The 3,703-nt window shown below is 37.1% G+C and carries 3 protein-coding genes; all 3 read right to left on the bottom strand.

Going from position 1 to position 3,703, the window contains the following annotated elements; genetic code table 11:
* Nucleotides 1-909: 909 nt before the first annotated feature.
* Entirely contained in the window at nucleotides 910-1,869 is a 960-nt protein-coding gene (locus tag AACQ38_RS23410) for a DMT family transporter (RefSeq protein WP_165579209.1), read from the bottom strand.
* A gap of 33 nt (nucleotides 1,870-1,902) precedes the next feature.
* Nucleotides 1,903-2,046 (bottom strand): hypothetical protein, encoded by a 144-nt coding sequence (locus AACQ38_RS23405; protein ID WP_158538197.1) that lies wholly within the window; start codon nucleotides 2,044-2,046, stop codon nucleotides 1,903-1,905.
* Between the two features lie 221 nt (nucleotides 2,047-2,267).
* A partial coding sequence (locus AACQ38_RS23400; protein WP_165579208.1) for a polysaccharide biosynthesis protein occupies nucleotides 2,268-3,703 on the bottom strand: 1,436 nt, incomplete at its 5' end.

Here is a 3,703-nt window from a genome sequence, read left to right as displayed (position 1 = left end):
CAATATCGTTATATCTGAGCATGAGCGGTAAGCCAACATAACCCAGGCCAACAATGGCAATGGTGGCGGTTTTATTATCAAATTTCTCGGTGAGAATGTTGAGTGAGGACATATTTTGCCTTTTAAGGTTCCGATTTTAATTAAATAAAAAATTCATAAAAATAAATAACATTCAGTATCTAATAGAGGATGTCGTTTATTTTCATAAATTTATTTGATAGCAGGAACTTTAATAATGTGTTTAAGGAAGTTTTGTTAGCATGGTTATTAAAGATAAGATAATGGATAGTATAACGATAAAGCTACCGCACTAGGTTTTTGGCTCCCAGAGTGCCTGTAATATTCGGAAATCTTATCTATTGCACTGATTTTCCAATACTTTTGTCTGTCTTAACAAAAAGTAATGGGGGATAAGATTTTGTAACTAGTTGGGGGGAGATTAGACTGTAAACTCTTCTGGGTCAAGTTTAACAAACCACTTGTTTAACTAATTGGTAGAATAGAGTTAGCTGAAATCTGTATTACTACTCATGGAATGGCGGTTAGATCTTACCAACAACGTACTATGTGCCTTATTTTTCAACAGGTTTCCTGCGATTCCATTCGCTTCGGGATGTGGCAGTATTTCCGTGATATCCATTCGGTAGTAAAGCTTAATTGTGACTTCATGTTTATTTAGCATTGTGATTGGTGAGGTAACGATATTCCTAATTCTGCAATCTGTAACTTTAGAGGTATAGGTAAATTCAGTAGTGATGGTTATCTAAAAGGTCAGAGAAGAGGGGGAGAGTGGTTAGTGTAGGTTCGGGGATATTTGGTAATATATTATTGATGCTCAGTAGAGTTTTAGTAGTTTTCTTTAACTATAGCCGTAAAACGAATTTAAACTTGTTGTGAATGAAATCGCGTTCATTTAAGTGTCAGAATCAATTTTTTGATATTAAGTGGATTTACGGCAGTTAGGAATGAACCGGCAGAGACGCCTACGCATAGAAGCAGTAGATTTATAGAGATGGGTTCATCTACCAGCAAATAAGCAAAGATGACTGCCCAGATAGCATAGGTGATGTTTAAACTCATCGCACGGATGGGTTGAAGCATGCAGATTGCTTTGTAGTAGAAGAGGTACGATAGTGTGGCGACCAGAGAGGTGAAAAATAATAAGGAGTATAATTCTATATTTGAAAAAATATGTGTAACTCCAGGAAAGGAGTGAATGAATAATATGATCATGATTAAATAGCCCACAGAGGATGATAATTGCCTGATGAAATAAGCAATATCAGCAGGTATATCTTTGTTCATGCCGTAAGAGCTGATAACAACTTCGGAACTCCAGCCTAGTGCGCATATAAAAGCGAAGAAAAAGCCTATCCAGCCAGATGTTGTCTGAGTTGATGCTGAATAACCGAGTATCATAGTACATACAACGGCCAGTATTAATCCCAATATGCCGATAAGGTGAATGCGATCTTTAAGCAGGAAAAAAGAAATGAGTGCGCCAATAGCCGGGTAGGTTGCTGAAATAGTTGCTGTGTAGCTAATGCCAATGTATTGAATAGCTAAGATATAACAAGACATGCCCATTGGGCCACCAAATATAGCCGCCAATACAATTATGCCATTTTTCTTGTTTTTGGGGATAAGGCGTATCGCTCGGTATTTTCCTTTAACTACAAGGTATATAAACATATATCCGCATGAAATCGTATCATTTAGGAATGCGAGTATGATGGGAATGAAGAAACAACAGGAAAGTGCGGTGTTTTTTAGTAATAATGCGAAAAGTACGCCACTTAGCCCCCAGAAGACACCAGAGGAGAGTCCGTAGGCATTGGCTGTTACTTTACGGTTGATGAATATAGCCATTTGGGTACTGTTTCATAAATTTATAGACTCGTGCTAAGAAGCTAGCTTTATAATTTCCAGATGTTTAATCATTCTCCTTTGTTTAAGGAGGAAATGAAGGAAGTATAATGCATATGATATATACCCGTCATCTTTCAAGTTGCCTCTTTGTTGGCTGCACTCGCTCACCCCGGTCACATCGTTACCTATGCTCCCGGGGATTCTCTCCCTTGCCGCCGCGATCCATCTTGAAATCCATAGGGTATATCTAATAATGAGATTTTTGTTAGCTTGTTATTTTAATTTTCGAATTATTTGATTTTTAATTTCTCGTGTGTTAAAAATTTCATAGGATTATTATTTGTCTAGAAGGCTAATGTCGGTAATATGATTTTCAGCCAGTTTTATGACATGAATGTTTATTTTAGAAGATCGTAAATATAATCTTTAGGATGAAAATCAATAGGAGCATTAATCAGGATCTGCCTAATATTTTCAAAATCGTAATTTTCACAAGATGTTTTTAAGTCATTTAATAATGGGTTTAATTTATCCCAGGTCAGAAAAACTTCATTGGCTGTCATGATTCTTGGGTGATTAGTGCCAGAGACGTTATCACCAATTAAGAGTTCTTCATAAAGTTTTTCACCGGGTCTTAATCCGGTAATTTTGATTTCGATATCACCATGAGGATTGGTTTCATCTTTCACGGTCAGGCCGGAAAGATGGATCATTTTCCGGGCGAGATCATAAATTTTTACTGATTCTCCCATATCCAGAACAAAGACGTCGCCATTATTGCCCAGTGCTCCTGCCTGGATGACTAATTGGGCCGCTTCTGGGATTGTCATGAAGTAACGGGTAATGTCTTTGTGAGTGAGGGTTATTGGTCCACCACTTTTTATCTGTTTCTCGAATAGGGGGACAACGGAACCGGATGAGCCAAGGACGTTGCCAAAGCGAACCATTGAGAATTTTGTATAACTGTGCTCTTTAGCAAAAGCTTGTAGTATCAGTTCGGCAAATCTTTTTGTTGCGCCCATGGTATTCGTCGGGCGGACGGCTTTGTCGGTAGAGATTAATACAAATTTTTCAACTTTTTGGTTAATTGCTGCTTGAGCCAGTGAGAGGGTGCCAAAGATATTGTTATTAATACCCTCTATGGTATTCATTTCTACCAGTGGAACATGTTTATATGCCGCTGCGTGGTATATGGTGTTAATGTTAAATTTATTGATTATTCTAGCTATCTTTTCTGAATCTTTTATATCTCCTAAAATTGCAGTAATCGTTATATTCAAATCTCTATCTGAGTTTATCTTTTGTAACTCTTTTTCTATTGAATAGAGACAATATTCGGTTAATTCAAATAGGACTATCTGAGAGGGAGATTGAGTGATGATTTGCCTGCATAATTCTGATCCGATTGAACCACCGGCACCGGTAATAAGCACATTTTTGTTTTTGATGTTTTTACTGAGTAGACTTTGTAGTGGATCAACTTGTTCTCTCCCTAACAGATCGTTAATGGAAACGCGTTTCAGTGAGTTTATTTGTGCTTTGCCTTCAACCAGATCATTGAAACTTGGAATGGTGAGGATTTCACAATGTTCTTTTTGGAGTCTTTCTAGTATTTTTTTTCTATTAGATATTGATGCACTGGGTATGGCTAATAATATTTTCTTTATATTATATTTTTCTACTAAGATGGTTATCTTCTCTGAAGAGAAGACATAAACTCCATGAATAGATAAATTGTGTAATTTAGCATTGTCATCAACAAAAGCAATCGGGTTGAATTCTCTATGTTCTCTTAATATGGGTAACAGTTGCCGGCCAGATTCTCCTGCTCCGT

It is taken from the genome of Photorhabdus sp. RW14-46 (assembly GCF_963887965.1).
Classification (GTDB): Bacteria; Pseudomonadota; Gammaproteobacteria; order Enterobacterales; family Enterobacteriaceae; genus Photorhabdus; species Photorhabdus laumondii.
Note: the sequence above shows the minus strand (reverse complement) of the source record. Positions and strands in the feature narration are given on the sequence as shown.

What these genes read in the sequence shown, in the direction of transcription:
- AACQ38_RS23410 (WP_165579209.1), bottom strand. Translation starts at nt 1,869, where the DNA reads ATGGCTATATTCATCAACCGTAAAGTAACAGCCAATGCCTACGGACTC.